This is a genomic window from Mycobacteroides abscessus ATCC 19977 (assembly GCF_000069185.1).
GTDB classification, from domain to species: Bacteria; Actinomycetota; Actinomycetes; order Mycobacteriales; family Mycobacteriaceae; genus Mycobacterium; species Mycobacterium abscessus.
In genome coordinates this window covers 4,002,869-4,026,635 of sequence record NC_010397.1, presented here as the reverse complement: position 1 = coordinate 4,026,635, position 23,767 = coordinate 4,002,869, and the positions used below count along the sequence as shown (strand labels likewise).

Below are 23,767 nucleotides of genomic sequence, written 5' to 3'. Positions count from 1 at the left end.
GTACCGCGGAGAAACCTAGGCGTAGGTCAGCAGCACGGCCTGCTCGAACGGCAGCCGGCCAAAGGCGCGGCTCTTCACCAGTGTCGCGGCCTCGTCGCGGCTGACCACCCGGGGGTTGACCACATCGTGCGTCTTGCCCCTGCGCACCACCCGTCCGCCCCCGGCGGCCTGCAGGTTCTTGAGCCAGTCCCGGTCCGGGCCGTAGGTCAGCAGGATGGCCACGCCATCGGGCGTTGTGAATGCGGTGACCGGTGTCCGGAACTCCTTGCCGGACTTACGGCCCTTATGTTCGATGATCGCGAAGCTCGGGGCCCAGCCCGCCCACAGGCGCTGGACGGGGTTGGTGACGTATTTGTTGAAGCGCGCGACCGATTGCGGTATCTGCATACCACTATCAAACTGTGATCCATGGCATACCTCAAGCCCCCGTGGTTTGTGCGCAAGGTCTTCAACCGACTGGCGATGGCCGCCAATATCGGCGAGACCCTCACGATCACCAAACGGGTCAGCGGGGAGCCGCAGCAGATTCCGGTGACCACCGTGGACGTCGACGGGGGCAAGTACCTGGTGTCCACCCGCGGGGAGAGTCAGTGGGTCAAGAACATTAGGGCCAATCCGCAGGTCACGCTCACTGTCAAGGGCGTCCGTGCGGTGTACACGGCCACGGAGGTGCCGGTCGCCGATCGTGCTCCCATCATCGCCGCCTACAAACCCAAGGCGGGCAAGGTGGTGGACGGTTACTTCGCGCAGCTGCCCGACGACGCCGATCACCCCACTTTTGCGTTGAGACCTGCCTAATCCACTACACCCTGTAGTGGACGATTTGGCATCAGCTGAGACACTGGATGCCGTGTCTGATGAGACTCCCAACTCCGCACGTCTGTTCGCCGACGCCTCGACCGTCATCCCAGGTGGAGTGAACTCGCCGGTGCGCGCGTTCGCGGCGGTCGGTGGGGTTCCGCGGTTCGTCAGATCCGGCGCCGGATGCTGGCTCACCGATGTCGACGACAACCGGTATGTGGACCTGGTCTGCTCCTGGGGTCCGCTGATCCTGGGCCACGCGCACCCCGCGGTGGTGGAGGCCGTGCAGCGGGCCGCCAAGGACGGGCTTTCCTACGGCGCGCCCGTTGAGGGCGAGATCGAGCTCGCCCGCGAGATCATCGATCGCGTCCAGCCCGTGGAAAAGGTGCGTCTGGTCAACTCCGGCACCGAAGCCACCATGAGCGCGGTGCGCCTGGCGCGCGGATTCACCGGACGCCCCAAGATTGTCAAGTTCGCAGGCTGTTACCACGGGCACGCCGACGCGTTGCTGGCCGATGCCGGGTCCGGCCTGGCCACCTTCGGCCTGCCCTCCTCTCCCGGTGTCACCGGCGCCTCGGCGGCCGACACCATCGTGTTGCCGTACAACGATATCGGTGCGGTAGCGCAGGTCTTCGCCGAACAGGGCGATCACATCGCCGCCGTGATCACCGAGGCCGCCGCCGGCAATATGGGCACCGTGGCACCCGGCCCGGATTTCAACGCCGGGCTGCGGCGCATCACCGAAAACCATGGCGCACTGCTCATCATGGATGAGGTCATGACGGGTTTCCGGGTGAGCCGGTCGGGTTGGTACGGCATCGACCAGGTGGCCGGTGATCTGGTCACCTTCGGCAAGGTGATGAGCGGCGGTATGCCCGCCGCGGCCTTCGGCGGCCGGGCCGACATCATGGACCGGCTGGCGCCGCTGGGCCCGGTGTATCAGGCGGGCACGCTGTCGGGCAATCCGGTGGCGGTCGCGGCCGGGCTTGCGTCGCTGCGCGCCGCCGACGCGAAAGCCTATGAAACGCTTGACCGCAACGCCGATGCGCTCATCGCATTGCTCACCGCCTCGCTGGACGCCGAGGGGGTGGCGCACCACATCGGCCGCGCAGGCAACATGTTCAGCGTCTTTTTCGGCACGGAGCCGGTGCGGGACTTCCAGAGCGCCAAGGCCACCGAAACCTGGCGCTATCCCGCGTTCTTCCATGGGCTGCTGAGCCGTGGCGTGTACCCCCCGGCCAGCGCCTTCGAGACCTGGTTCGTCTCCACCGCCCTCGATGACGAGGCGTTCGACCGCATTGCCGACGCGTTACCCGCCGCTGCCCGCGCCGCGGCCGCTGCCGAGGAGAACTGACGTGACTGATGGTCTTCGCGCAAGCGGCTCATCCCAGACCCGCACCATCGTGCATTTGATGCGTCATGGCGAGGTATTCAATCCCGAGGGGATCCTCTACGGTCGGCTTCCGAACTTCCGGCTCTCGGACAAGGGGCAGGGGCAGGCCGCTGCGGTGGCAAAATCGTTGGTGGACAACAAAATCACGGCGGTGGTCGCCTCGCCGCTGCTACGGGCTCAGCAGACGGCCACGCCCATTGCCGAAGTGCACGGGCTCACCATCGTCACCGACGACGACCTCATCGAGGCCGGAAACTCCTTCGAAGGCATGAAGGTGTCGGTGGGTGACGGCGCACTGCGCGACCCCCGCAATTGGTGGAAGCTGCGGGATCCGTTCACGCCGTCCTGGGGGGAGCCCTACCGCGACATCGCGTCGCGGATGACGGCTGCGATCGACCGCGCCCGCCTCAGCGCCGAAGGCGCCGAGGCGGTGTGCGTCAGCCATCAACTGCCGGTCTGGACCGCGCGCCAGCACCTGCTCGGCAAAAAACTGTGGCACGACCCGCGCAAGCGGCAGTGCAACGTCGCCTCGCTCACCTCACTGGTGTTCGAGGGGGAACAGCTCGTCGATGTCGTCTACTCGGAACCGGCGGGGTAGCGAGTGCGCCTTCTGGTCGCGGCGCTGGCCGCGCTGGCTCTGTTCATCACCGCGTGTTCCACCGGTGATGACGCGGTGGCGCGCGGCGGCCAGTTCCAGTTCGTCTCACCGGGCGGCAAGACAGACATCCTCTACGACCCGCCGCAATCCCGTCAGACGCCCGGTCCCATATCGGGTCCGAGTCTGCTCGACCCCACCAAGACGTTGTCGCTGAGCGATTTCCGCGGCAGGGTCGTCGTGATCAACGTATGGGGGCAGTGGTGCGGCCCCTGCCGCTCGGAGTTTTCCGCGTTGGAAGACGTATACAGGGCCACGCACGCGCAGGGTGTCGAATTCTTGGGCATCAATGTCCGGGACAACGAGATCACCAAGGCGCAGGACTTCGTGACCGATCGCAAGGTGCCGTATCCGTCTATCTATGACCCGTCGATGCGCACGCTCATCGCGTTCGGCAAGAAGTTTCCGACCGGAGCCATTCCCGCGACTCTGGTGCTGGACCGCCAGCATCGGGTGGCCGCGGTATTTCTCCGTGAACTGCTGGCCCAGGATCTGCGGCCAGTAGTAGAGCGCCTGGCACAGGAATCGGCGAAAGAGACTGCGGGAGAAGTGAAGTGATTCTCGCCGACGCCGGTTCCGCGTTTCAGGACGCGGCGACCAGCGGACCGTTGTTGCTGGCCCTGGGGGCCTGCGCGCTGGCAGGGCTGGTGTCTTTCGCGTCGCCATGCGTGATCCCCTTGGTGCCCGGCTACCTGTCCTATCTGGCGGCGGTGGTGGGCGCTGACAACGGACCGGAGAACGGAGCCGGAGCTCAACCTCATCGGTTGCGGGTCACCGGATCGGCCCTGCTGTTTGTGGCGGGGTTCACCGCGGTATTCCTGCTGGGCACCGTCGCGGTGATGGGTATGACGACCTCGCTGATCACCAATCAGGTGCTGCTGCAACGCATCGGGGGAGTGGTCACCATCGCGATGGGTCTGGTGTTCATCGGTCTGGTGCCGGCCCTGCAACGCGATATCCGCTTCACGCCGCGCCGCGTCTCGACGGTCGCCGGTGCCCCGCTGCTGGGTGCGGTGTTCGCGCTGGGCTGGACACCATGCCTGGGGCCGACCCTGACCGGCGTGGTCGCGGTGGCCTCGGCCACCGAGGGTGCCGATGTGGCCCGCGGGATCGCGCTGGTGATTGCCTATTGCCTCGGATTGGGTATGCCGTTCCTGCTGCTGGCCTTCGGTTCGGCGCGCGCGGTGCGCGGTATGGACTGGTTGCGCAGACATACCCGGATGATTCAGGTCATCGGCGGCATCGCGCTGCTGGCGGTCGGGGTGGCGCTGATAACCGGTGTCTGGGCTGATTTCGTCGCCTGGGTGCGTGATTCTTTTGTTTCGGACGCGAGGTTGCCCATCTGATGACGATCGCGAAGCGTCTCCTCGCGTATGCGCGCAACACCTGGCGTGGCCTGACCTCCATGGGCACCGCGCTGGCGCTGCTGGTGCTACTCGCGCTCGGTGCGATACCCGGCGCGATGCTGCCGCAACGCGCACTCAATCAAGCCAAGGTCGACGAGTACCTGGCCGAACACTCGACCATCGGCCCCTGGCTGGATCGGGTGCAGGCCTTCGACGTGTTCTCCAGCTTCTGGTTCACCGCGATCTATGTGCTGCTGTTCGTCTCGCTGGTGGGCTGCATCATTCCCCGGACCGTCGAGCATGCCAAGGCTCTTCGTGCCCAGCCGGTCCCGGTGCCGCGCAACCTGGGGCGGTTGCCCAAACACGCCGAACGAGCCGTGGTCGCCGACCAAGGGCAGTTGGCCGAGGCCATCTCCGGCCGGCTTCGCGGCTGGCGCCGAAGCACCCGAGAGAAGGACGGGATCACCGAGATCTCGGCGGAGAAGGGCTATCTGCGCGAGTTCGGGAATCTGGTCTTCCATCTGTCCCTGGTGGGGCTGTTGGTTGCGTTCGCGGTCGGCAAGCTGTTCGGATACGAGGGCAACGTCATCGTCATCGCCGACAATGGCCCGGGATTCTGTTCCTCGTCACCGGCGGCGTTCGACTCATTCCGGGCCGGTAACACCGTCGACGGCACCAACCTGGACCCGGTGTGTGTCAAGGTCCAGGATTTCAAGGCCACCTACCTCGCCTCCGGGCAGGCGCATTCCTTCGAATCGAATATCCAGTACCAGGCCGGCGACGATATACAGAACAACGTGTGGCGACCCGATCGCCTGGCCATGAACCATCCGCTGCGCGTCAACGGCAACCGCGTGTACCTGCTCGGGTACGGCTACGCGCCCACCTTCACGGTCACCTTCCCGGACGGCCGCAAGCGCAGCGAGACCATCCAATGGCGACCCGATGACCCCACCACGCTGCTGTCGTCGGGAGCCGTGCGGATCGATCCGCCTGCCGGCACCTACCCAGACCCCAATGTGCGTCGCAAGAACCAGATCGCCATCCAAGGACTGTTCGCCCCCACCGAGCAACTGCACGGAACGCTGCTCTCGTCGAGCTTCCCGGAGATGCGCAAGCCCGCGGTCGCCATCAACATCTATCGCGGGGACACCGGACTGGACTCGGGGAGGGCGCAGTCGATCTTTGACCTCGACCCCCGCATGATCGAGCAGAAGCGCCTGAACCAGGTGGCGCGGGCCAATCTGCTGCCCGGGCAGTCGGTGAAGCTGAACGACGGCACGATCGTCCGATTCGACGGAGCCGTGAACTTCGTGAATCTGCAGGTGTCGCGGGACCCCGCCCAACTGTGGGTGCTGATCTTCGCGCTGACCATGATGGCGGGCCTGGTGGTCTCGCTCGTCATCAAGCGCCGTCGGGTCTGGGCGCGGCTGTCTCCTGGGGCGGCCGCGGGTACGGTCAATGTCGAGCTGGGAGGGCTGGCACGTACCGACAGCTCCGGCTGGGGCGATGAGTTTGAGCGGTTGTGCGACCGCTGCCTTGAGGGTTTCCCGCCGACGGGCGCAGCCAGGGCCGGAAACGGCCACAAAGATGAGGATGCCGAATGAATTCCACCAATATCGATGTGAATCTGGCCAAGTTCTCCGACTACGCCTTCACCTCGGCGATCGTGGTGATGGTCGGTGCGCTGGTGCTGTTGGCCATCGAGCTGGCCTACCGGCAGAGCGACAGGGCGGCGCAGCGTGAACTCGTCAGCTCCGGCGGTGATGTGGTAGCCGCGGGCGAGAACCGTCCGGGCCTGGTGGTGCCGCAAGGCAGGCGCCCGCTCGCCGAGCGGGTGGGTGGTGCCGGGCAGGCCCTGGCCTACCTCGGTATCGGGCTGCTGCTGCTGTGCATCGTGCTGCGCGGTGTGGCCACCACCCGGGTGCCCTGGGGCAACATGTACGAATTCATCAACCTCACCTGTGCGTGCGGGTTGGTGACGGCGGCGATCGTGCTGCGCCCACGCGGCAACGCGGAAGGGCGCAGGGCGCTGTGGGTCTTCGTGTTGATCCCCGTGCTCATCCTGCTCGCGGTGTCCGGCCGCTACCTCTACACCTATGCCGCCCCGGTGATGCCGGCCCTGCAGTCGTACTGGCTGCCCATCCACGTGTCCGTGGTCAGTCTCGGTTCGGGTGTTTTCCTGGTAGCCGGGGTGGCAAGCATCTTGTTCTTGGCCAAGATGTACTTCCCGGACAACTCGTTCGTACAGCGGCTGCCCGACGCCCAGGCTCTCGATCGGCTGGCATATCGGACCACCATCTTTGGCTTTCCCATCTTCGGATTCGGAGTGATCTTCGGTGCCATCTGGGCCGAGGAGGCATGGGGAAGGTTCTGGGCATGGGATCCCAAGGAAACGGTCTCCTTCGTTGCCTGGGTTATCTATGCGGCCTATCTCCACGCACGCTCCACTGCCGGCTGGCGCGACAAGAAGGCCGCCTGGATCAATGTGGCCGGATTCGTGGCCATGGTGTTCAACCTGTTCTTCGTCAACCTGGTGACGGTTGGTCTTCACTCGTACGCTGGTGTGAGCTAACGAACTGTTCTGCCAGATCGGTTCATCACACCTGCGATAGGGTGCGATGCTGAGTCGTTCTGAACGGCCGTTCCGAACACTCCGTGTCCGAACTGCACATTCAACCAATGCATTGGGGGACCGATGTCTGACTATCCCGCGCACCGCGCGCCGGATGGACCGTCGCCATACGCCGCCGACGAGGCGCAGGGTGGACCAACGGCCCCGCCATGGGCAGCACAGGAGCCCGCGCAGCCGGTCATGTACGGCCAGAGCACGCCGCAGCAGCCCCATGAGATGACCCAGCAATTTCAGGCTGTCCCGTTCCAGGACCCGTTTGCTCCGCAGCAGGACATCGCGGGTCTGGGACATGATCCCGCGGTGCCGTCGCTGAACAGTCTGGGCGGCTCCTTCGCACCCCTTGATTTCACGCCATCGGGTAGCCAGGAGGCGGGCGACCCCACCGCTGTCGGCGCGGCAGGATCGTCGGGCGGCCCGGGCGGCTTTCGGGCCGACAACCGATTCAGCGATTCCGGCGAGCAGCCTGCGCAGCCGACGCCGTTCACGGCGGACCGCTGGGCCAGCGACACTCCCCCGTCGGGCATCCCGCAGCAGGCGCAGCAGCCTCCTGTCGGTGGCTCCCGGTACTACACCCCGGTTGGTGGCCAGCAGACCGGAGTCGGCGGGCAGATTCGGCCCGAGCTGCCGCCGTCCTCCCGCGACTTGTCCACCTCCGCGCTGCTGCGCCCGCACAAGCCGGCGCCGTCCGCCGGATGGCGCAAGACCGTCTACCGTGCGTCGTTCGGCACGATCAACCTGGGCGAGGGCACCAAGAAGACCGAGGAAAACGACCTCATCGCACAGGTGAACCAGCCGCTGCAGGGCTGCTACAAGATCGCCCTGCTGAGCCTCAAGGGCGGTGTCGGCAAGACCACCGTCACCGCGACCCTGGGCGCCACTTTCGCATCCATCCGGGGTGACCGTGTCATCGCCGTCGACGCCAACCCGGACCGCGGCACGCTGAGTCAGAAGGTGCCGCTGGAGACCCCGGCAACGGTGCGTCACCTATTGCGGGACGCCAATTCGATTCAGCGCTACAGCGACGTGCGCAGTTACACCTCGCAGGGGCCCAGCCGCCTGGAGGTCCTCGCCTCGGAAAGCGATCCGGCGGTATCCGAGGCGTTCAGCGCCGAGGACTATTCCCGCACCCTGGAGATCTTGGAAAAGTTCTACAGCGTGGTGCTTACCGACTGCGGTACCGGACTCATGCACTCGGCCATGTCGTCGGTGCTGGAGCAGGCGGACACGTTGGTCGTCATCAGCTCCGGCTCGGTGGACGGTGCCCGCAGTGCGTCGGCGACGCTGGACTGGCTTGACGCACACGGACACCGGGAACTCGTCCGCCGCTCGATCGCGGTCATCAACGCGGTGCGTCCGCGTTCGGGCAAGGTCGACATGCAGAAGGTTGTCGATCACTTCTCCCGCCGGTGCCGCGCGGTGCGCCTGGTGCCCTTCGATCCGCACCTGGAAGAGGGCGCCGAGATCAGCCTGGACCGGTTACGGCCGCAGACGCGGCGCGCGCTCATCGAGCTGGCCGCGGTCGTGGCACAGGGATTCACCGGTACTCAGCGCCAGCAGCAGACGTTCCAGGGCTAGAGAGTCGTGCGGCCGCCGGCCGCATGACTTCAGTGCCCCGACGGGTTGTCCTTGCCGATGCGCCAGAGGAATTCGGGGTCGTCGTCGGGGCCGGTCACGCGGGTCTGCGGACGGGTCGGGACCGACTGGCTGATTCGCCATCCGGCGTAGACCAGCGCGCCGAGCACGATCGCGATGAGCACGTAGTACACAACAAATCCTTCTGCAAGCCTCCTGAACAACTAACTCCGAATATACGCGCGGCCAAGGACGATATTCGGCACAGCGATAGGGTGGTGACGTGGCTGAACGTTCGCCGGGAAGCCGGCTCGCTATCGACATCGCCTTGTACACCTTGGCGCGGCTGGGTCTTGCGGTTGTCTTGACGCTCGTCATTTTCTGGCTGGCCCGGCTCATCGGGTACGAGGACTTCCCCCTGGCCATCGCGATTCTGTTCGCGCTGATCATTGCGCTCCCGTTGGGGATGGCGGTGTTCGCGCCGCTACGACGTCGGGTGACCGCGAGCATCGCCGTTGTCGACGAGCGGCGCCGCGCCGACCGCGCCGACCTGCAGGCGCGGCTGCGCGGTGAAAAACCCCACGGAGCCACCGGACCAGGCAAGCCTGACGCGGAGTCCTGACCGATTCATGCGGTTTGACAGCTAGCCCAGCATTCGGGTCGCCACGGCCGTTTGTCGGGCAGCGATTCGGGACCGCCACTGCTGCGCGGTGACGATGTGGTCGGCGTGGAACGGTAGCGAGACTTTGATGCGGTCGAAGTCCACCACTTCGGCCCGCGGGCCGTCCTCGTCGAGGATCGGCCGGTTCGTCCGTTGCCACCGGAATTTGAGGAAACCCCGGCGGTGTCCCACCGTCTCGATCCAATTGACGACGCCAGGGTTCTGGTCGCTGATGACCAGGCGGATTTTGCCGTCGGGATCTACATGTGATTGATGGGAGTTCAGCGAAGTCTGATGATTGATGTAGTCCAGCGACACGTACCACATGCTGCCCAGCTGAAATCCCTGATATGGCGCGTCGGATTTCGGGACGGTGACCATCAGTGCCTGGCCGGGCTCGAGTTCGAAGTAGCCCACCGACGAGAATTGGCTGGATAGCCCACCGGGAGTAATGCGCGGTGGCTCAAAGACATTCGGTGGATTGTTCATGTAGAACCATTGCGGGAACTGTAGCCACGTCTTCACGCGATTGATCAGGTGATGTCCGGCACCGATGTACCGGCCTAGGACAAACTCCTTGGTGAGGGGAGCGGCGCCGATGCCGAGGGTATCGGCCCTGCTGATCGCCACCGTTCCGCGGTTCTCCGTCCAGTCGTTGTACGCCTCGCGCACGATCAGTTGGGCGGGCCGCGGGGCGATCGGTATGTGTGTGTCGCAGCCCGTCACCGGCGCAGCGCCGATGCTTACCCGATAACTGCCGTCCTCGTGGATCGCCAAGTTCCGGTCATCGAACGCCGTGACACTTTCGGGCACGTCACGATCTGTGTACGCGCTATCCAACAGCTGAAAGTTCAGGTCGACCGTGCTGCCCCGCGTGCCACTGAGCACGTAGTCGTGGTGGCCGTCGATCTGTGTCGCGAAATACAGAAAATCGGGGTTATCCAGCCCCATTTTGGTGAAAGGCCCTGTTCCACTGAGCAATACCGGATGTTCTGTGCTGAAGTTGTAGACCAGGTGTAGCGATGCGGCGATGCTTCCGGCGAGGTATTCGAGGCCCTCGAGTAGATCGGCCTCCGATTCGATATGCGGCGCGGAGGCGACCAGTTTTTCCGCCTCGGCGATGGCGTCGGTGAACGGTTGGGTCACTGCATCATCGGTCGCCACGGACTCCGCCCCTTTCCGTTTGGATTGCGAAGTGGTCGATATAGCGTCGGTATGCCGCGTCCACTTCCGCTATTGTCAGCCCAAATTGCGCAAGGCTGTACCTGTGCTCGCCATGCTTGTGTTGCCGGTTCTGCTGCAGCGAGACGCGCATCGCTGTTAACGCATCGTCGGAAAGCCTGCGATCCGCCGCGTGATAGATCCGCTGTACCGCGGCAATCGGATCATCAAGCAGCTCGGTGTAATTGATATCGACGAAGGCGGCCGGGTGTTCGGCGCGAACCGCGATCGCACGGTCGATGATTTGTGCGTTCTTGCCGAGCCAGTATCGGGCCAGCTCGTGGTGATCTACTCGGTCGCTGAACAGCGCTTGGTAGTGCGCGAGCATGCTGGATGACGAGGCAGTGGTCTGGGCCGGGTCGCGGTGGGTCCAGACCACCACCGCCCCCGGGTATACGCGCAGGAGCACGTCGAGGTGCTCCAGGTGGGCCGGAGTCTTGAGCACCCAGCGGCCGCGGGGCTGCTGCCACTGCAGCACCTGCAAGAGCAGGCGATGCAGCTCGTACGCCGGCGTCATGTCCTGATCGGCCAGCCACTTCGCGTAGCCCGGAACATGAAACATCACCTCCGGCATCTGGCTGTGCAGCGCGAAGTCCAGAAGCAGCACGTCCTCTTCGGGTGCTTCCGCTTCCACGGAGTGGATGGCGAAGAACTGCGGTGCCAGATACCTCAGTGAGCGTTCATCCTTGGCGGCCTGTGCTATTCGTAGATCCGGCGCGCCGCTCGGCTGCTCGGGATGGGGTAGTGGCGAGGCGCCCTCCCACGAGCTCATGGAGCCGGCCGACGGATCCGCGGCAAGAAGACGATGCAACAGGGTCGTTCCGGTGCGTTGTAGGCCGACGATCACGATGGGCGGTTCGACGGGGAGCTGTGCGATACCCGGATTCTTTCTGATCAGTTCGCGTAGTCGCAGACGTGTGCTCAACATCCCAACCAGCCGTACTTGCACCATTTTTCGGCCCAGGAAACTGAGCTTCGCATCGTTGCGCAACGATGCGGCCAACACCTCAAGCGCGTCATCGAGATACGCATCGGCGACCCATTCGAGTCCGGTGGCCCGGCGGGCCGCGCTGCGGAGCCACTGCGTGTCGAGCGTGGGTGCTGCGCCGATGCCCGTCAAGGGGTTGCCGACGCGGTTGAGCGCGCGGATCGGCCATGGACGGGCCGCCTTGAACCCGGCACGCATCACGATACCGTTGAGTTTCTTGAGAAGTGGAGGTTGGCGTCTTCGACGGGCTGCGCGCGCGCCATCCACATGTCTCGGTAGTAGTTCATGCTCAGCCGCCACGGGGGTTTGGAACCCTGGCGCGGCAGGTCGGCCAGTACGCGTTGCACGTAACCCGGCCGATAGCCGGTGAATGGCTCCAGGTCCACCGAGCTGTCCTCGAGATGTGGCGTCACAGAGGCGATCCCATTCTCGAAGAGATAACCCAGCAGCCTGCTGACGTATCGCGACACGATGTCGGCCTTGAGGGTGTAGGTGGCCGCCTGGTATCCGACGGTGAATGCGAAGTTGGGAATCCCGTCCAGCATCATGCCCTTGTAACAGACGGTGCTGCTGAAATCGATGGGCTCATCGTCGCGGTAGAACTCGATGCCACCGAACAGTCGCATGTGAAATCCCGTGGCTGCCACCACGATATCGGCAGGTATGTGCTCCCCGGAGGTGAGTAGTAGCCCTTCCCCGGTGAACCGCTCGATCTCCCCGGTCACCATCGTCAGGTCTCCGCGGCCGATCGATTGGAACAGATCGCCATCCAGGATGAGGCAGAGCCGGTTGTCCCATATCTTGTATCGCGGCCTGAAATGCTTTTCGCTGTCGTATCCGGGCGGCAGCTCGCGCTTCGCACGGTCGACGATCGCGTCACCCATGCGCTGTGGCACCCGCCGCGCGAGGTAGAGCGAAAACGTCATCAGTGAAATGTTTTTGGCACGGATGACGGGCAGTGCGACCGTGCGCGGTAGCCAGCGCAACAGCAGATTGGCGAAGCGATCACGTTGTGGGCGGCTGATCACATAGCTCGGCGAGCGCTGCACCACACTGACGTGGTCAGCCGTATCGGCCAGACGCGGTGCCAGAGTCATCGCGGTGGCACCGCTGCCGATGAGAGCGACTCGCTTACCGGCGATTACGAGGTCGTCGGGCCATTCCTGCGGATGTACCACCGGCCCGGGGAAATCATCGATTCCGGAGAATTCAGGAAGATAACCCCCGTCGTATCGGTAGTAGCCCGTGCACACCATGAGAAATGAACACGTGATGGTTTGCTCGCCCGCCGGGGTGTCGACCCGCAAGGTCCACAGGGACGTCTGTGACGACCATCGCGCCTCACGGACGCGGTGATCGAAGCGGATCAGCCGATCGAGATTTTCCTGCTCCACCACGTCCTTCAGGTACCGCAGGATGGCCGCACCCTCGACGATCGCCTCTTTGCCGGTCCACGGAGCAAAGGAGAAGCCCAGCGTGTACATGTCAGAGTCGCAACGCACACCGGGATACCGGAACAGACTCCAGGTGCCGCCGATCTCTGAACGGCCTTCCAACACCGCAACGTTGAGTGACGGGCAGTGATGTGTAATGTGCCACGCCGCGCTGATCCCGGCGATACCTGCGCCGATCACGAGGGCATCGATGTGTCGGTCTGCTGCGGGGTTCATATGGTTCTCCCGGCTGCGCGTTGGAGGGATTGTGTTGGCCGTATATTCCTGATGCATGGGTGGAACCAGCAGTCGTTCACTCGTCCTGACGGGTGCCACGTCGGGGTTGGGGCTAGCACTGGCCCGCCTCCTCGCCGAATCCGATGCTTATCGATTGATACTGCTGTGCCGTAACGAAGAACGTCGGGACGAGCTGATCTCTTGGCTGGGTGCACACGCAGCGCATTACGTCGTGTGTGATCTCTCCGCTCTGGCGAGTATTCGCGGGGCAGCCGCAGAGATCGCCCGGGCGGTGCGTGTGGGAGATCTCGCACCGGTCGGGGCGGTGGTCCTGAATGCGGCGGTTCATCCCGGACATCTCGCCGGCAGCACGGCGGAGGGCTTGGATGCCACGATGATCACCAATCTCGTAGGACCGCATCTGCTCTTGGCGCTGATGTCGCCGTATATGAGTCCCGGCGCCCGCACGGTGCTTGTCGGTTCGGGTGCGCATGACCGGAAGCGTTGGTGGACGGGACTCCCCGAACCCGCGGCCTTGGCCCTGGCCGACGCGTGCACGCCCGGCACCCTGAGTGGCCCGCAGGCTTATGTCACCAGTAAGCGCGGCATGGTGTACCTCGGGCAGGCCTACGCCGAGCGCTTCCCCGAACACTCCGCGGTGCTGGCCTACGACCCCGGGATCATGCCGGCGACGGGCATCACCAGGAACATGAACGCGGTCTCTCGCTGGCTTTTCCGGAGGGTTCTCACCAAATTCGTTGGGGCCAAGGGTTTCAGCACCCCGGAGCGATCGGCGCGGTGGCTGTGCGCCTACCTCACTCGGGAGGATCCGCCGGTGCTGTCGTACGCCAAGGTGGATCGCTATCAGCCGTGGCCGAGTGCGGCGTGCCCGCCGGAGGCTGCGGGCCTGCTGTTCTCCGAGGCCAACGACATCGCGGGTATCACCGCGGATGTCACGGCCACGTGGTGGTTCCTGGGCAGTCCACGACAATCTGGCTGACGGTTCAATGAGCGCTGGTCGTCGTCGTGCCATCGCCCTATTTCCCATTGCGCCGCAGCAGGATCGATTGAGGAACGAGCCGCTTCAGCTGTCTTCCCAACATGAATGCGGCCAGCCCCCCAACGCATCGCACCAACGTGGCATACACCGTGGCAGGTGTGACGCCTTCGAATCCTTTTTCCAGGCGGGCGACGGCCTCGGCCATCATCCCCTCCGGCGGGAACAACGGGGGAAAGAACCGGCCTCGACCCAGTACCACGTGGCAGCGCCGAAGAATCAAGTCCTCCATCGCCTGACCCAACAATTCCCCCATCAGGGTGTTCTCCTGGAAGGGGAAGTACCGCGAATGCGTGACCAGCCGCAGGTGGGCCCCGTAGCCCTCCACCGACTGGTACAGCGGTGAGTTGGTGGTAAGCCGGCGAAGGCCTTCGGCGAGCACGGCCCGCTCGGCAATGCGCCTGGCATGCGATTCCGGTGTGTTGACGGTACTGAGGGCATGCCAGGCGATGTGTGCACCGAGATTGTTGCGGTAACGATTCTGCAGATCGCTGAAAGCCTGGGGGTTGGTACTGCGTGCTGCTTCCGCCACGTCGGCTGTCGTCAGCGCCGCAGCCATCGGAAACATCATGTCCGACAAGGGTTTGGCGATAGTGACGATGTCCACGATGTCCGGCATCCAGGTCTGCTGGAGTAAGAACGTCTCGGCACTGCGCCATACACCGGTCAGCACTTCGTCCACCCCGATGAGGAAACCGCCGCGTTGTTTGGCGCTGGCCACGATCTGTAGCAATTCGGCTGGTATCGCGACACACGACATGCCCTGAATGAGTTCGCACCACACCAGGCCCACATCCGGGTGATCCAGTGCGGCGGTGAGTTTCTCGGCGGCGTCCGCACGGAACGGATCGATGAACACGACGTCCGGATAGTACGGCCGGAACGCGCCCTCGATACTGGCCGAGCGTTGTGGGCCGTAGCGACTGACGTTGAGGGTAGCGATGGTCTTTCCTGAGAAATTGCCCCGGAATGTCACGATGCGGGGCTTGTTGGGGCGCGCCAGCCGGGCCAGGCCCAGCGCGTTCTCGACGCTCGTCGCCCCGCTGACCGCGGGGAACATCTCATCGAAACCACTGAGCGTCCTCAACAACTGTGAGAGTCGGCCGGTGTAGTCGATCTGAGGGTCATGTTCAGCCAATTCCCTTGCCATGTCGGGTGAATTGTGTCCGCGCAGGCTGGCCCCGTTGCCGAGCGCACAATCGAGCAGCGTCGTGCCGTCCCGCAGCAGAATCTGACCGCCATCGGCTCCGGACAAATCGAAGTCGAGCCCAAAAGCCTCCATCAAGTCGGCCGCGGACGGGTTGCAGAAGCGACGGAAGTAGTTGTTGCGGACGCGGCGGTCGGCGTGAATGTTCGCTAGCGTCTCCTCTTGGGACCGACTGATGTGACCGTGCCGGCGCAGGTTTTCGGTCACCAGCGTCAGAGCGGTCGCGTTGGCCGCGAATGTCGAGGTCTGGGCCATGGCATCCAATGGGTTGTTCCATACCCGGTAGGCCTGCTGCGATATCGAATAGGATCCGAACGGCACCTGGAAGTCGGTGAGGTTCTCGCCGAAGACAAAAATGTCACCGGCCGGCAGCCGGCGTCCGGCGTCGATCGCCCCGAACGCGCGGCTCTCTGCGATGACACGAAGTATGTTGTGCCGCTGGGCAGCCGATAACACTTCTGTGGAGTCTTCGCCAGGATCAAGGATCACCAGGCCGGACCATGCCCGGGTCGGCAGCATCGTGAGCGCTTCTGCCGCGGACACTGCGAAGGTAACGTGTTGCGTCAGCGCTCCGTGCTCACCCTCCGACAGCGGGTCGAAATACCGCCGCAACCGTTCGTCCCGGTCCACCACCAGGATCCAGCTTTCGGGGTCATACCCGGCCTCGACCTTGCTGGTGTGGCGGACCAGGCGGATGGCTCCCGACAGCGCCTCCTCCAACGAATTGGCGTAGTAGGTTACGTACCCGGCGTCAGCGGGCAGCACATCACTGATCAGGTAGCCCGTCTGCGCACTTTCGGCCGTGATGGCCAGTCCCGCAACAAGAATATTCGGGCGCTTGGAGGTGTTGAGGTCGATCAGTGTATCGATGGTGTCGCGGGTGGCGGCGCGGTACCGACGTGAGTCCAGGTCACCGCTCGGCCCTACGTGGGCGGTCATTCGGCCACCGCCTCGGCGGTATCCAAGGCGGCGGCGAGTTCGGACAGTGCTTGTTGGTAGTCGGCGGCCAGGTCGGCGAGTGACGGGATGATCTCGGGGCACGCGATCAGGCCCACGTTGAGCCGATCGTCGTGCGAAGCCACCGTGACGAACAGCGCGCCGCCGTCGAATGGTGCGCCGAAGGGATAGAAGCGGCTGATCCGTGCGCCGGCGAAATACAGATCCTGGTGCCGCCCGCCGATATTAGAAAGCACCAGATTTTGCATGACCTTGTGCCGGTCGGCCATGCGTAGACGTGAGTACACCCGGAACAACACACCCCAGTACCGGGCGCTGAAGTCGAACCAGTCGTGGATCCGTCCAGGGCCCAATGCTTCGGCATGGACCTTGGCGGCATTGGTGATGGATGCGATCTCACGTGCCCGCCGCAGTGGATCGTCGGTGAGGGTCTGCAGGCTGGTCAGCAGGCCCGTCGTGCGGTTGCGGCCGTGTTGACCGGGCTTGTCGTGCACCGAGACGGGAACGAACGCTCGCAGCGGTTGGTCCGGTAGTTCACCGCGTTCGATGAGGTACCGGCGTATCACGGTCGCAGTGAGCGCCAACATCACATCGTTGAGCTTGACGCCGAGGCGCTGTTTCACCTGCAGCACATCGGCAATGGGCAGACTCGCCCACGCCAGATTGCGGTTGGCCGTCAACGTGGTGTTGAAGGATGTCCTCGGGGCGGACATTGGTTCGGGTACGCCCGGCGGTAGCGCCGGGACGACACCGCGGCGGCGTGCACGGATGTTTTCGGCCAGCATCCTGGCCATCTTGACCGGCTTGGCGGAAAGCGTCCGCACGCCGCCCAGGGCCAACGCCAACGGCTCGACGGGACCGGCATCGCGGACAACCGCCAATTCGGTGGCCGCGTTACCGCATAACTGGCCCAGCTGCGAATTACCGCGCACTCCATCGAGACTCGCGTTGTGGCGTTTGATGAATATCGCCACGTTTCCGTCGGAAAGCCCTTCCAGCACCCAGATTCCCCACAGCGGGTAGCGCTGGTCCAGCGGCAACGACGCGATCTCGGAGCATGCCTGGGCCAGCTCCGTCTCGGTTCCGGGCGCAGGGATGACAACTCGCTGCACGTGGCGATCCAGGTCGAACGAGGTGTCGGCCACCCAGAACGGGTGCCCCAGGTTGTACCAGGGGTCGTAGGCCTTCTCGGTGTAGGTGGGGATCTGGGCGACTCGGGACGCCAGCCACTCGCGGACGATGGGGAAGCTGTATCCGCCGGGCATCGTGGATGTGTCGAGAATGACGACACCGTAGCCCTGGTGATAGTGCGTAGGTGTTTCCAGGTAGAGGAAGCTCGCGTCATACCCAGTCAGCTGTTCCATGCTCAGTTCCTTCTATCGGTAGTCGGAGAAATTCGCCGTGACCACAAGGGGCCCGGCATTTTTGGTCGTGGATTTCACATCTGGGCCACGTAACGGCTCGCGACGGAATGCTGACGATTCGTATGGCGTGTCACCCGTTGGGCGCTATCGTCGTGGCAATGTTCGGGGGTCTGGATTCGGGAGGGCAACATGAATTCATCAGCTGATACGTCGCAGGAGCGAGGGGGGCTCGTCGGAGTGATCCGGCGCGCCGTGCTGGCTGTGGGGCACCACGATCTGGCCGCACCTATTCGGAGGTCGTCCGTCGTGGCCGATCGCCTGCTGTACCGGATCGGCGGCGGTCGGTGGACCATCACGGCCGTCTCTCGGATTCCGTCATTGACACTCCTTGTCACCAATGCGCGTGGCGAGGGCGTGGTTGTGCCGTTGCAGTACTTGGCAATTGACGGCGACCTATACATTGTGGGCACCAATTGGTCGCGTCCGAACCATCCGCTGTGGTCTTCATGGTTGATGAAGCGGCCGCAATGCCGGGTGAACATCGGTGGCCGCGAGAGTTCGCGTACGGCAATCCTCATGCTGGGAGAAGATCGCGACAGGGTTTGGGCGAGAATCCTGCAGGAGGCCCCGTACCAAGCCAACTGTGAGCGCAAAGCAAACCGGCAGCCACGGGTTTTCCGGTTGGATGAATCCATCACCGGCGCGAACTAACCACGCGTACGGCGAATTTCGGGGATGGAGAGCTTGATGACACTCGATTGGACAGGCGGTAGGAGCGGGAACTGAGCTCCAACGTCCGGCGATGGATGATGCGAGCGAGCATGAGTTGCATCAGTGACTCGGCCAGTCCCTTCCCCACGCACATGTGTGGTCCGCGGCCGAAGGGGGAGTACGCGCCCGGGGTTCGGTTGGGTCCTGCCGAGTCCCCATACCGGTCGACGTCGAACTTCATGGGATTTTCGTAGAACTCGCTGAGAAAGTGCGGGACGGTGGTGCCGATGAATACGCCTTCGCCGCTGCGGATCTGATGACCATGGAACTCGAAATCTTTTGCCGCAACACGAATGATGAATGATGCGATAGGCCGAAGGCGCATTGCTTCCATGATCGCGCCGTGCAGTACGGGAGTGGAATGGAACAGGCTGTCGTGGGTGATACCGCCCCGTTCGAACATGACGGCGACCTCGTCCTGTATCCGGCACAACACATCTGGGTGTCTCAAGATGAGGTACAGCGCGTATGTCGCAGTCGCGGAGGTGGTTTCCACTCCCGCGAAATAGGGCAGCACCGAGTGGAACAGCATATTGCGCTGGTTGGCCGCATTGGGGTCGTCGCGGCAGGATTCGAGGATGTCCTCCAGCAGCGTGGATTGCCCGCGGCGACCACTCGCGCTCGAGTGTCCCGCGAGCGCGAGAGCGTTCTGCGCCACCCGTGCCACCCGTGAGCGCGCGTTGACATATCGGGGAAGCTGCAGCATGAATTTCGGAATATGTTGTACCGGAGCAATCTTCAGAATCTCGCGAGTAACCAGTGCGATATCTTCGATATCGTCGTCGGTCGGCCGGACGCCGCCGAGGAAGGTGCCCACCTGGGCGATCGACAACTTCTGCATCGCCGGGAGGACCGGCACCGATTCTCCCGGCCGCCAGTGCTTGTCGACGGCGTCGTCAATGACATCGATGGCTTCGGAGTACCGGTCGGCGATCGCCTCACGCGAATAGCCGCGTTGCAAGAGGGTGCGCCATTGCTTGTGCTGCGGACCGTCAACGGCGACCAGCGAGTCCTTGCCACCGAATTGTTCCTCGACGAATCGCCACGAGCTACCCACCGTGAGGCATTCGCGACCGTCTTTGCTGCTCATGAACGTCGCGGCCTCGGAGCCGGCCAGCACGGTGTATGTCTGGTAGGGCATCTTGACGGTGAACACGGGGCCGTGTCGGAGGTACTTCTCGAAAAGATAGAACGTGGGGTCCAGCATCAGTCCCACCGTGTCGCCGAGCCGCGGAAGTCTGGCCAGCGCGCGTGCCACGCGAAGTTTTGGCGGACTGACGTACGTCGTCGTCTCTCCGTCGCAGGGAACGCTTGTGATTCGTGCCATTTCCACCCCCATGGTTTCCGGCCGGGTTGATCGGTTGGATGCCCGCTACCCGGTCAACGAGCCCACACTAGAACGTGTCCTAGTTCTTGTCTCGACATTCGTTGACTTGTGCGTCAGCTTTACGTGCACCGGTGGAGCGGTAGATGAAAAGGGCCTGGGTGGCGGCATCGACGTGTGACCGATAGGTTGGCGAAATAGTTTGGTATTGAATAGTTTTCGTAAGATTAACCGGTAGGTTCCGATGTTTTCGCCGATTGGCTGCCGCGGTGCTATGCGACGTCTTATGCTGCCTAGGTCTCGGCTGAGATATTGACTAGAGGTTCTATTTTTCGCCCTTGGGGGGACCTGTGAATGCTGTGCAACCACCTCAGTTGCCTTTTCCGCGCGAGGGTCTGTTTGTGCCTGCCGCCCAGCAACGTGAACTGCAGCGCGCCGGGACCGTGCATCGAGTCACTACCGCGGTCGGCGATCCCGCTTGGCTGATCACCGGCTATGCAACGGTTCGCCAGTTGTTCGATGACGAGCGCGTGGGCCGATCGCATCCGGAGCCGGACACCGCCGCCCGATCGGGTGATTCGGCGTTCTTTGGTGGCCCGATCGGCAGTTACGAGACAGAACGCGAGGACCACGCACGTGGGCGCCGGCTGATGCAACCTCACTTCACGCCTAAGCAGATGCGGACGCTTGCGGGGCGTGTGCATGAGCTTGCCGACGAACTGATCACCGCGATGATCGATCGGGGTTCGCCTGCCGACTTCTACACCGCTGTCGCGGTGCCGCTGCCGATGATGGTGCTGTGCGAGTTGCTCGGCGTGCCGTATGCGGACCGGGATGAGTTTCGTGAATGGACTGTGGCCGCCTCCAATACGCGTGACCGAAGTCGCTCGGAGTGGGGCATGGGCCAGCTCTTCGTCTACGGAATGCAGCTGGTCGGGCGCAAGCGCCAGCAGCCGGGTGACGATGTCATCTCTCGCCTGTGCACGATAGACGGGGTAGCCGACCACGAAATCGCCTCCCAGTCCATGGCGTTGCTGCTCGGCGGCCATGAGACCACCGTGGTCCAGCTCGGTCTGGCCACCTTGCTGCTGCTGGCCAACCCCGAGCAATGGGCGCTGCTTGTGTCGCAACCGGATTTGGTGCCGAACGCGGTCGAGGAGACGCTACGGGCCTCGCGTACGGGTGGCGGAGAGATTCCCCGTTATGCGCGCGAGGACTTGGAGATCGACGGCGTCCATATCGCCGCGGGAGAGCTGCTGCTACTCGACGTCGGAGCTGCCAACCATGATCCCGCGGTCTTCGGCTGCCCCGACCAGCTAGATGTAGCGCGAAAGCATTTGGCGCATGTGATATTTGGTTACGGTTCGCGCTATTGCGTCGGTGCGCCGCTTGCCCGTATGCAGCTCACCGAAGTCCTGGGCCAGCTCGTCGAACGCTTGCCCGGGCTGCATCTGCGTAGGGATATCTCGGAACTGACGATGCGGGGCGATCTGCTCACCGGCGGCCTGCGGGAGGTTCCGGTCGGTTGGTAACCCTTTCGCGGGTTCCCTAGATCGTGTTCTGTCAACTTCTCTTGACACGCATCCGCCGTCAACCTATGTTGACAATATGAGCGACCTTTCGTCGGCCCATCTTGACGATGCCGTCAGCAGTACTGATCCGGCGGTAGGGCTGCGGGCGGTGCAAGCCTTGCGCCGGCTATGTGAACGGCTGGAAGCGATCCACGTGACCAATGCGCGCAATCAGGGCTGGAGCTGGCAGGCGATCGCCGAGGCGCTCGAAGTGAGCCGTCAGGCAGTGCATCAGAAATACAACCGGGCGAGGAAGTGAGCAGCCATGTTTGAAAAGTTCCAGAAATCGGCCAAGGTGGCGGTCATGCTCTCGCAGGAAGAAGCCCGCGAAATGGACGACACCCGTATCGGAGCAGAGCACGTCCTGGTCGGTGTGCTCGACAGCGCGGGCGCGCCGCTGTCGGAGCTGATGGGCGGTTATGGCCTGACCGCAGACGGGGTGCGCGATCGGCTGCGTGCCGGATCCGAACAACCACCGATGGATGATGAGGATGCCGAGGCGCTCAGGGCGATCGGTATCGATCTATCTCAGGTGCGCGAGAGTGTTTCGAAAGTCTTCGGTCCGCAGGCCTTCGATAAGGCCTTCGAAAAGTCGGGGCGCCGCAAGGCGCGCGTGCGTGGCTGGCGCCCGTTTGGGATGATCCCGTTCAATTCGTCGGCCAAAAAGTGCCTGGAGCTGGCTCTGCGGGAGGCCATCGCCCACAAAGACAATTGGATCGGATGCGAGCACATGGTGCTGGGCATCCTGCGCGGCGGCGACCCGGTCGCCTTGGCCGTCATCACCGAGCGGGTATCCGCCGACGAACTGCGCCAGGCAGTGGTCGGTCTCCTCGATCAAGCCGCCTAGCTCAACCAGGCAAGGGCCGCGGCGGTGAGGATTGCCCAGCCCAGCATGGCCAGTCCGGTGTCGCGCAATGTCGGGATCAGCGCCGGCCCTGATGCTCGCGTCACCACCGGACGGGCGGCCTTGGCGATCAGCGGCAACATCACGAGCCCCAGGAGGCGCCACGGGTGTGCGACACCGAGGCCGATGCTGGCCAGGACCGGAACGGCGAGCAGGGCAGGAAACAGCACTCGGGTGCGCGCGTCGCCCAACCGGACGGCCAGAGTGATCTTGCCCGACTCGCGATCGGTGGGGATATCGCGCAGATTGTTGGCGACGAGCACCGCGCTGGAGAAGCTGCCGATCGCCACCGCCAACACGACGCCGACGGGACTGACTGTCGAGGTCTGCGCGTACTCGGTACCCAGCACAGCCACCAGGCCGAAGAACACGAAAACAGCGATCTCGCCAAAGCCGCTGTATCCGTAGGGCTTCGATCCGCCGGTGTAGAACCAGGCCCCGGCTACGCACACCGCCCCTACCGCCACCAGCCACCAGGCGGTGGTGATGGCCAGCGCCAATCCCGCCGCCGCGCCCAGCGCCAAGAACGCGAAGGCGACTGCCTTGACGGACGCCGGCGATGCCAGCCGGGAGCCCACCAGCCGCAGCGGCCCCACTCTGTCATCGTCGGTACCGCGGATGCCGTCCGAGTAGTCGTTCGCGAAGTTGACGCCGATGATCATGCACACCGACACCGCCAGCGCAAGCAGGGCTTTCCACCAGACGGCCGAGCCCGCCGCCGCCGCGGCGCCGGTACCCGCGATGACGGGCGCCACCGCATTCGGCCAGGTGCGGGGACGGGAGCCTTCGATCCACTGCGCGATGCTGGCCATGCGGGAATCCTGCCATGGCGCGATCCGGCTGTACCGGACGCTAGGGGAAGATCAGACCCGGTGTCTTGGATACCGCCGCGGCAAACCGTGCCTGGACATCGGGCCAGTTCACCACATTCCAGAACGCCTTGATGTAGTCGGCCTTGACGTTTTTGTACTGCAGGTAGTAGGCGTGCTCGAAAACATCGAGGCCCAGGAGCGGAATCGTTCCGAATGGCACGTTGGATTGCTGGTCGTACATCTGGAAGGTGAGTAGCTTCTTTCCGAGGGTGTCGTATCCCAGCCAGGCCCAGCCCGAACCCTGGACGCCGTTCGCGGCCGCCGAGAACTGGTCGCGGAATTTGTCGAACCCCCCGAATTGTTCGTCGATGGCGCCGCCGAGTTCGCCTTCGGGCTTGTCGCCGCCGTGGGGGGACAAGTTCTTCCACCAGATGGAGTGATTCGCATGTCCGCCAAGGTTGAAGGCGAGATTTTTCTCCAGCTGCACAATGGCCGCATTGTCGCCCTTCTCGCGTGCCTGAGCGAGCTGTTCTAGGGCGTCGTTCGCGCCCTTGACGTAAGCGGCATGGTGTTTGTCGTGGTGCAGTTGATTGATCTCGCCAGAGATATGGGGCTCAAGAGCCGAATAATCCCAGTCGAGATTCGGCAAGTGATACACGCCGGTCTCCTTGGTGGGAGGGGTTTGTTCGTGGGTCTGATTGGTGCACGACGCGAGCGCCAGGGCGCCCGCCGATGCGGCGGCCGTAATCAAGAATTGTCTTCGATCTAGTTGATGCTCAATCGAATTCACGCCTCCACGGTAATCGTGGTAAACGATTCGTCAAGGCGTGTGGAGTAAATTTGTCGAAAGCGGGGCAT

General features: G+C 63.8%; 25 protein-coding genes. 15 read left to right on the top strand and 10 right to left on the bottom strand.

Annotated elements, in window-relative coordinates; genetic code table 11:
* Positions 1-15: 15 nt before the first annotated feature.
* A complete protein-coding gene (locus tag MAB_RS20185; protein WP_005061864.1) occupies positions 16-387 on the bottom strand; it encodes a nitroreductase family deazaflavin-dependent oxidoreductase in 372 nt (123 codons plus the stop codon).
* A gap of 21 nt (positions 388-408) precedes the next feature.
* Here MAB_RS20185 and MAB_RS20180 point away from each other — a divergent pair, with 21 nt between their 5' ends.
* The 8 genes from MAB_RS20180 (at position 409) to MAB_RS20145 (ending at position 8,405) form a co-directional block, all read left to right on the top strand.
* Positions 409-798: a nitroreductase family deazaflavin-dependent oxidoreductase gene (locus tag MAB_RS20180; RefSeq protein WP_005088836.1), complete on the top strand. Its 390-nt coding sequence runs from the start codon at positions 409-411 to the stop codon at positions 796-798.
* A gap of 52 nt (positions 799-850) precedes the next feature.
* Complete coding sequence (hemL, locus tag MAB_RS20175) at positions 851-2,155, top strand: glutamate-1-semialdehyde 2,1-aminomutase (RefSeq protein WP_005112123.1); 1,305 nt, start codon at positions 851-853, stop codon at positions 2,153-2,155.
* Between the two features lie 49 nt (positions 2,156-2,204).
* Positions 2,205-2,792, top strand: coding sequence for a histidine phosphatase family protein (locus MAB_RS20170; protein ID WP_005094697.1), 588 nt, complete (start codon positions 2,205-2,207; stop codon positions 2,790-2,792).
* Positions 2,793-2,795: 3 nt separating this feature from the next.
* On the top strand, positions 2,796-3,407 hold the full coding sequence (locus MAB_RS20165; protein ID WP_005080300.1) for a TlpA disulfide reductase family protein: 612 nt from the start codon (positions 2,796-2,798) through the stop codon (positions 3,405-3,407).
* A complete protein-coding gene (locus MAB_RS20160; protein WP_005080301.1) occupies positions 3,404-4,195 on the top strand; it encodes a cytochrome c biogenesis CcdA family protein in 792 nt (263 codons plus the stop codon). Before MAB_RS20165 ends, MAB_RS20160 begins: the two co-directional genes overlap by 4 nt.
* Positions 4,195-5,802 (top strand): cytochrome c biogenesis protein ResB, encoded by a 1,608-nt coding sequence (gene resB / locus MAB_RS20155; protein WP_005088832.1) that lies wholly within the window; start codon positions 4,195-4,197, stop codon positions 5,800-5,802. The genes MAB_RS20160 and resB overlap by 1 nt, the downstream gene beginning before the upstream one ends.
* Entirely contained in the window at positions 5,799-6,770 is a 972-nt protein-coding gene (ccsB, locus tag MAB_RS20150) for a c-type cytochrome biogenesis protein CcsB (RefSeq protein ID WP_005112121.1), read from the top strand. Before resB ends, ccsB begins: the two co-directional genes overlap by 4 nt.
* Positions 6,771-7,010: 240 nt before the next feature.
* Positions 7,011-8,405: a MinD/ParA family ATP-binding protein gene (locus MAB_RS20145; protein ID WP_005112119.1), complete on the top strand. Its 1,395-nt coding sequence runs from the start codon at positions 7,011-7,013 to the stop codon at positions 8,403-8,405.
* A 29-nt stretch (positions 8,406-8,434) separates the two neighbouring features.
* Here MAB_RS20145 and MAB_RS20140 read toward each other — a convergent pair whose 3' ends face one another.
* On the bottom strand, positions 8,435-8,596 hold the full coding sequence (locus MAB_RS20140; protein ID WP_005061846.1) for a hypothetical protein: 162 nt from the start codon (positions 8,594-8,596) through the stop codon (positions 8,435-8,437).
* An 89-nt stretch (positions 8,597-8,685) separates the two neighbouring features.
* Here MAB_RS20140 and MAB_RS20135 point away from each other — a divergent pair, with 89 nt between their 5' ends.
* Positions 8,686-9,024 carry a DUF4229 domain-containing protein gene (locus tag MAB_RS20135; RefSeq protein ID WP_005088828.1) on the top strand — a complete coding sequence of 113 codons (339 nt, stop codon included), beginning with the start codon at positions 8,686-8,688 and terminating at the stop codon, positions 9,022-9,024.
* A gap of 21 nt (positions 9,025-9,045) precedes the next feature.
* On the opposite strand, the gene MAB_RS20130 is transcribed toward MAB_RS20135, so the two are convergent.
* Genes MAB_RS20130 through MAB_RS20120 form a run of 3 tightly spaced genes read right to left on the bottom strand, consistent with a single transcriptional unit; the run spans position 9,046 to position 12,942 of the window.
* The gene (locus MAB_RS20130) at positions 9,046-10,209 is read right to left on the bottom strand and encodes a hypothetical protein (protein WP_005112117.1); all 1,164 of its coding nucleotides are present in this window, start codon (positions 10,207-10,209) and stop codon (positions 9,046-9,048) included.
* A 4-nt stretch (positions 10,210-10,213) separates the two neighbouring features.
* Positions 10,214-11,470 (bottom strand): sulfotransferase family protein, encoded by a 1,257-nt coding sequence (locus MAB_RS20125; protein WP_005094688.1) that lies wholly within the window; start codon positions 11,468-11,470, stop codon positions 10,214-10,216.
* On the bottom strand, positions 11,470-12,942 hold the full coding sequence (locus tag MAB_RS20120; protein ID WP_005094685.1) for a flavin-containing monooxygenase: 1,473 nt from the start codon (positions 12,940-12,942) through the stop codon (positions 11,470-11,472). The genes MAB_RS20125 and MAB_RS20120 overlap by 1 nt, the downstream gene beginning before the upstream one ends.
* A 55-nt stretch (positions 12,943-12,997) precedes the next feature.
* Here MAB_RS20120 and MAB_RS20115 point away from each other — a divergent pair, with 55 nt between their 5' ends.
* On the top strand, positions 12,998-13,942 hold the full coding sequence (locus MAB_RS20115) for an SDR family NAD(P)-dependent oxidoreductase (protein WP_005088949.1): 945 nt from the start codon (positions 12,998-13,000) through the stop codon (positions 13,940-13,942).
* Between the two features lie 37 nt (positions 13,943-13,979).
* Here MAB_RS20115 and MAB_RS20110 read toward each other — a convergent pair whose 3' ends face one another.
* Both MAB_RS20110 and MAB_RS20105 read right to left on the bottom strand, forming a co-directional pair.
* The gene (locus MAB_RS20110) at positions 13,980-16,145 is read right to left on the bottom strand and encodes an aminotransferase class III-fold pyridoxal phosphate-dependent enzyme (RefSeq protein WP_005112114.1); all 2,166 of its coding nucleotides are present in this window, start codon (positions 16,143-16,145) and stop codon (positions 13,980-13,982) included.
* The gene (locus MAB_RS20105; protein WP_005112112.1) at positions 16,142-17,527 is read right to left on the bottom strand and encodes a wax ester/triacylglycerol synthase family O-acyltransferase; all 1,386 of its coding nucleotides are present in this window, start codon (positions 17,525-17,527) and stop codon (positions 16,142-16,144) included. The genes MAB_RS20110 and MAB_RS20105 overlap by 4 nt, the downstream gene beginning before the upstream one ends.
* Before the next feature lie 189 nt (positions 17,528-17,716).
* Between MAB_RS20105 and MAB_RS20100 the strand changes: the two genes are divergently transcribed.
* Entirely contained in the window at positions 17,717-18,238 is a 522-nt protein-coding gene (locus tag MAB_RS20100; RefSeq protein ID WP_012296709.1) for a nitroreductase/quinone reductase family protein, read from the top strand.
* On the opposite strand, the gene MAB_RS20095 is transcribed toward MAB_RS20100, so the two are convergent.
* Positions 18,222-19,556, bottom strand: a complete 1,335-nt coding sequence (locus MAB_RS20095; RefSeq protein ID WP_005080314.1) for a cytochrome P450 — start codon at positions 19,554-19,556, stop codon at positions 18,222-18,224. The genes MAB_RS20100 and MAB_RS20095 overlap by 17 nt on opposite strands.
* 55 nt (positions 19,557-19,611) lie before the next feature.
* Here MAB_RS20095 and MAB_RS20090 point away from each other — a divergent pair, with 55 nt between their 5' ends.
* The 4 genes from MAB_RS20090 to MAB_RS20075 all read left to right on the top strand — a co-directional run bounded on the left by MAB_RS20090 (position 19,612) and on the right by MAB_RS20075 (position 22,040).
* Positions 19,612-19,803 (top strand): hypothetical protein, encoded by a 192-nt coding sequence (locus tag MAB_RS20090; protein ID WP_005088954.1) that lies wholly within the window; start codon positions 19,612-19,614, stop codon positions 19,801-19,803.
* A 169-nt stretch (positions 19,804-19,972) separates the two neighbouring features.
* Positions 19,973-21,154: a cytochrome P450 gene (locus MAB_RS20085; protein ID WP_005112110.1), complete on the top strand. Its 1,182-nt coding sequence runs from the start codon at positions 19,973-19,975 to the stop codon at positions 21,152-21,154.
* Positions 21,155-21,230: 76 nt separating this feature from the next.
* Positions 21,231-21,452 (top strand): sigma-70 RNA polymerase sigma factor region 4 domain-containing protein, encoded by a 222-nt coding sequence (locus MAB_RS20080; RefSeq protein WP_005061819.1) that lies wholly within the window; start codon positions 21,231-21,233, stop codon positions 21,450-21,452.
* A 6-nt stretch (positions 21,453-21,458) separates the two neighbouring features.
* Positions 21,459-22,040: a Clp protease N-terminal domain-containing protein gene (locus tag MAB_RS20075; RefSeq protein WP_005094669.1), complete on the top strand. Its 582-nt coding sequence runs from the start codon at positions 21,459-21,461 to the stop codon at positions 22,038-22,040.
* On the opposite strand, the gene MAB_RS20070 is transcribed toward MAB_RS20075, so the two are convergent.
* On the bottom strand, positions 22,037-22,909 hold the full coding sequence (locus MAB_RS20070; protein WP_005094666.1) for a 1,4-dihydroxy-2-naphthoate polyprenyltransferase: 873 nt from the start codon (positions 22,907-22,909) through the stop codon (positions 22,037-22,039). The genes MAB_RS20075 and MAB_RS20070 overlap by 4 nt on opposite strands.
* Before the next feature lie 40 nt (positions 22,910-22,949).
* A complete protein-coding gene (locus MAB_RS20065) occupies positions 22,950-23,567 on the bottom strand; it encodes a superoxide dismutase (protein WP_005094663.1) in 618 nt (205 codons plus the stop codon).
* Between the last annotated feature and the right edge of the window lie 200 nt (positions 23,568-23,767).

What these genes read in the sequence shown, in the direction of transcription:
- MAB_RS20125 (WP_005094688.1), bottom strand. Translation starts at nt 11,470, where the DNA reads ATGCGTGCCGGGTTCAAGGCGGCCCGTCCATGGCCGATCCGCGCGCTC.
- MAB_RS20185 (WP_005061864.1), bottom strand. Translation starts at nt 387, where the DNA reads ATGCAGATACCGCAATCGGTCGCGCGCTTCAACAAATACGTCACCAAC.
- MAB_RS20100 (WP_012296709.1), top strand. Translation starts at nt 17,717, where the DNA reads ATGAATTCATCAGCTGATACGTCGCAGGAGCGAGGGGGGCTCGTCGGA.
- MAB_RS20070 (WP_005094666.1), bottom strand. Translation starts at nt 22,909, where the DNA reads ATGGCCAGCATCGCGCAGTGGATCGAAGGCTCCCGTCCCCGCACCTGG.
- MAB_RS20115 (WP_005088949.1), top strand. Translation starts at nt 12,998, where the DNA reads ATGGGTGGAACCAGCAGTCGTTCACTCGTCCTGACGGGTGCCACGTCG.
- MAB_RS20180 (WP_005088836.1), top strand. Translation starts at nt 409, where the DNA reads ATGGCATACCTCAAGCCCCCGTGGTTTGTGCGCAAGGTCTTCAACCGA.
- resB (WP_005088832.1), top strand. Translation starts at nt 4,195, where the DNA reads ATGACGATCGCGAAGCGTCTCCTCGCGTATGCGCGCAACACCTGGCGT.
- MAB_RS20120 (WP_005094685.1), bottom strand. Translation starts at nt 12,942, where the DNA reads ATGAACCCCGCAGCAGACCGACACATCGATGCCCTCGTGATCGGCGCA.
- ccsB (WP_005112121.1), top strand. Translation starts at nt 5,799, where the DNA reads ATGAATTCCACCAATATCGATGTGAATCTGGCCAAGTTCTCCGACTAC.
- MAB_RS20080 (WP_005061819.1), top strand. Translation starts at nt 21,231, where the DNA reads ATGAGCGACCTTTCGTCGGCCCATCTTGACGATGCCGTCAGCAGTACT.
- MAB_RS20145 (WP_005112119.1), top strand. Translation starts at nt 7,011, where the DNA reads ATGTACGGCCAGAGCACGCCGCAGCAGCCCCATGAGATGACCCAGCAA.
- MAB_RS20105 (WP_005112112.1), bottom strand. Translation starts at nt 17,527, where the DNA reads ATGGAACAGCTGACTGGGTATGACGCGAGCTTCCTCTACCTGGAAACA.
- MAB_RS20075 (WP_005094669.1), top strand. Translation starts at nt 21,459, where the DNA reads ATGTTTGAAAAGTTCCAGAAATCGGCCAAGGTGGCGGTCATGCTCTCG.
- MAB_RS20110 (WP_005112114.1), bottom strand. Translation starts at nt 16,145, where the DNA reads ATGACCGCCCACGTAGGGCCGAGCGGTGACCTGGACTCACGTCGGTAC.